This is a genomic window from Celeribacter marinus (genome assembly GCF_965656515.1).
Classification (GTDB): Bacteria; Pseudomonadota; Alphaproteobacteria; order Rhodobacterales; family Rhodobacteraceae; genus Celeribacter; species Celeribacter marinus_D.
In genome coordinates this window covers 1-3722 of sequence record NZ_CBFHKW010000086.1, presented here as the reverse complement: position 1 = coordinate 3722, position 3722 = coordinate 1, and the positions used below count along the sequence as shown (strand labels likewise).

The 3722-nt window shown below is 55.4% G+C and carries 3 protein-coding genes and 1 pseudogene; 1 reads left to right on the top strand and 3 read right to left on the bottom strand.

The window, feature by feature from the left end:
- A pseudogene (locus ACTG34_RS13065) lies at window positions 1–1226 on the bottom strand (excinuclease ABC subunit UvrA); the annotation flags it as partial.
- Window positions 1227–1477: 251 nt separating this feature from the next.
- Between ACTG34_RS13065 and ACTG34_RS13060 the strand changes: the two are divergent.
- A complete protein-coding gene (locus ACTG34_RS13060) occupies window positions 1478–1834 on the top strand; it encodes a rhodanese-like domain-containing protein (RefSeq protein ID WP_439105327.1) in 357 nt (118 codons plus the stop codon).
- 67 nt (window positions 1835–1901) lie between these two features.
- Here the strand turns inward: ACTG34_RS13060 and ACTG34_RS13055 are convergent, their stop codons facing one another.
- Window positions 1902–2876, bottom strand: coding sequence for a LysR family transcriptional regulator (locus tag ACTG34_RS13055; RefSeq protein WP_439105326.1), 975 nt, complete (start codon window positions 2874–2876; stop codon window positions 1902–1904).
- Between the two features lie 142 nt (window positions 2877–3018).
- A partial coding sequence (locus tag ACTG34_RS13050) for an FAD-dependent oxidoreductase (RefSeq protein WP_439105325.1) occupies window positions 3019–3722 on the bottom strand: 704 nt, incomplete at its 5' end.

Genomic DNA, 3722 nt, shown 5'->3' with positions numbered 1-3722 from the left:
CGGTTGTTTTGGTACCGCTCGAACTCTTCGCGGACCCAATTGCTATCGGTTTCGCGGTAGCGGCGCTCCATATTGGGCACCACGCCCTCAAAACTACGGGTCACCTCGTAGACGCGCCCGCCCTCGTCATACCGAAACGGAATTTCCTCCGTCCCCGAGCCGTACAAAAACACCTGCTGGACATGCGCAGGTAGATCTTTCCATGGGGTTTTGGCATCAAATTCGTAATGCTTTGCAAGGGCTTCGATGGTTTGTAAGAAAAACGGCGTCTTGCCCTTGCGCCATGGTGCGATAGCGCCATCTGCCACCTTTAGCGCCGCATCTGGCACCACCAAACGCTCGTCGAAAAACAACTCCATGCCCAGACCGTCACAGGTCGGGCACGCCCCGAACGGCGCGTTGAACGAGAACAGCCGCGGTTCAATTTCGGGAATGGTAAAGCCGCTGACAGGACAGGCGAAATTTTCGGAAAACGTAATGCGCTCCGGCTCTGCGTCATCCTTTGGCGCCGTCTCCAAAATTGCGATCCCGTCCGCAAGATCAAGTGCGGTGCGCAAGCTGTCGGCCAACCGAGTCTCCAACCCGTCACGCACCACCAAACGGTCGACCACAACGTCGATGTTGTGGCGGAATTTCTTATCGAGCGTGGGGGGCTCATCCAGTTCATAGAACTCACCGTCGACCTTGACCCGCTGAAAGCCTTGCTTGCGCAGCTCTAGGAATTCCTTGCGGTATTCGCCTTTTCGGTCGCGCACAATCGGGGCCAATAAAAAGCCGCGCGTCCCCTCCTCCATCGCCATGATGATATCCACCATGTCCTGGACCTGTTGCGCCTCAATCGGCTCTCCTGTGGCGGGCGAATAGGGCGTGCCTGCGCGCGCAAACAGCAGACGCATGTAGTCATAGATTTCTGTAACCGTCCCCACCGTTGAGCGTGGGTTTTTCGACGTGGTTTTTTGTTCAATCGAGATCGCGGGGCTGAGGCCCGAAATATGATCGACGTCAGGTTTCCCCATCATATCAAGGAACTGACGCGCATAGGCGCTTAGGCTTTCGACATATCGACGCTGACCCTCGGCGTAGATCGTATCAAACGCGAGCGAGGATTTACCCGATCCCGACAGGCCCGTGATCACAACCAATTGGTCGCGCGGAATATCCACATCGATGTTTTTGAGATTGTGCTCGCGCGCGCCGCGTACTTCGATTGATTTTAGATCGGCCATGTGCCCTACCCTTAGAATGTCCACGCCTCGCCGGCTTTGTCATATCTAGTCGGTTGGCGCGCACCTTCCAACCCAAAAAGAAGAACAAAGTATGAACGAGTGCCGTTTGGTCAACTTTTCTACACAGAACCACCGCAATGCATCCCTCTTAGTGCGGATAGGTCAGGGCTTGGTGATTTCATCACAGACCCGCGCGCTCAAAGTCCGTATTTTGGCCTCAAATAACGCATGAATAATCAAAGGAATCATCCATGTTTGGATTGTTAAAAGGTAGCCCTAAGATTTCTGTCTCTGAAGTCGTTTCAGGCTTGGACGCAGAAACACTTGTGTTGGTCGATGTGCGCGACGCGGGCGAATTGCGCGGATCGGGCAAAGCAAAAGGAGCGATACATGTTCCCATGATTAACCTGCAGATGAAAGCAAACCCGTCCTCGCCAGAATGCTTGCCTGCGTTCAAGCAGGGCAAACATATCGTGGTTTATTGCGCCTCTGGGGCGCGCTCTGCCAGTGCAAAACGCATGCTGGGTCAATTTGGCCACGCGCGTGTCGATAATTTGGGCGGCTTTTACAATTGGGTGCAGGCGGGCGGAAAAATCGAACAGGTTTAACGCGCACAGTGATCGCAAAAAAGCACGCCAGAACAATCGTCATGGCGTGCTTTTTTATATCATCGCGTTATTCGGCCGGCTCGGTCACGTTTGTCGTCGTGCCCTCGAATTTTGCCCCGTCCGGGCGCATTGAATTGCCTGCGGTATCACTTTCCGGTCCCATGTATAGACGTCGCCGCGCGGAAAACCGACCAGCAATAAAGCGCATAAATTCGGTGACGCGGGGCACGTGGCGCAGGTCGGGATGGGTCAAAACCCAAATCGGTACATGGTCCGTCAAGGCCACATTTGGCACACGCACCAAGGCCGGATCAGGATCGCCCAGAAAATGCGAACAGCGCACGATTCCAACACCTTGGCGGGCGAGCGACAGCGCGGACACCATATCATCAGTGTGAAACGCTACGCGGCAAGACGGCAAATCGGCAAACAGCGTTGAGGGACAAATCTGGGCGCTCGGGGTAAAGGAAATGTAGGGCAACCGCGTCTCGACATCACGCCCCGCAAGAACATCAGCGTAGCGTTCCACATACGCAGGCGAGGCAAACCACCCCGCACGTTGCGCGGTCATCATCCGTCCCCAAAGGCTCTCTTCGGGGGTGCGGGTCACACGAATGGCAACATCCGCTTCGCGCCGATGCAGGTTCAACACCTCTGTCGCACCCAAAATGGAAATGTCGATTCCAGGGTGCAACTCTTTGAATTCTTTGAGATCAGAGGCGAAATGATCATCCGCGAGCAACGGCGGGATGGTGATTTTCAACTCGCCCTGTTCGTTCTCGTCGCGTGAGGCCAGCGCCATATCGAGCGCAACCATACGCGCCTCGACCTCTTCGGCGTGGGCGATTGCCACCTGCCCCGCTTCGGTCGGTTGCAAGCCAGATGCAAGACGGGTGAAAAACCGCACGCCCGCAACCTCCTCGGCCTTGGCCAACTGACGCGACACGGTGGCGTGATTCACGCCCAACACACGCGCAGCACCGGACAAGCCACCCTCACGGGCGACAGCGAGTATATATCTAAGAGAATCCCAATCAGTCATTAGAGCACGCTAGCATATGAGCACAAACGCACAAGGGGGCGCGCCAACCTTTGCATTTTTAGACCCTAACAAACTTTTGCCTGTCAGTAGAAAAAAGCCCCGCCAATGGCGGGGCTTTCGCGTATCTAAACCTATGGCGTCCTTAAATGTGGATCGCACGATCATAGGCGGCAAGCACGGATTCATGCATCATTTCCGACATCGTCGGGTGTGGGAAGACAGTGTGCATGAGATCTTCTTCGGTGGTCTCAAGAGTCTTTCCGATCACAAAACCCTGGATCATTTCGGTGACTTCCGCGCCGATCATATGCGCGCCCAACAACTCGCCGGTTTTGGCGTCAAAGATAGTCTTGACCAATCCCTCGCCCTCGCCCATCGCCACCGCTTTACCATTGCCGATAAACGGGAATTTGCCGACTTTGAGCGTGTAACCCGCCGCCTTTGCTTTTTCTTCGGTCAAGCCAACAGAGGCCACTTGCGGATGGCAATAGGTACAGCCCGCAATCGTGTTCGGCTTGATCGGGTGCGGTTTTTGGCCCGCGATCAATTCCGCCACCATAACACCCTCATGGGAGGCTTTGTGGGCAAGCCATGGCGCGCCCGCGATATCGCCAATGGCGAAGACACCGTCCACACCAGTGCGGCAATATTCATCGGTCACTACATGAGTGCGGTCGATGGTGACGCCCAATTCCTCAAGCCCCAGACCCTCGCAGTTGCCCACGATACCAACCGCAGAGATGACCGTGTCGAACTCTTGCGTGGTCGTGCCGTTCGCGTCTTCAAACTGCGCAACAACCTTACCGTTGCCACGATCCAACTTTTTCACAGTCGTCTTTTCGAGAA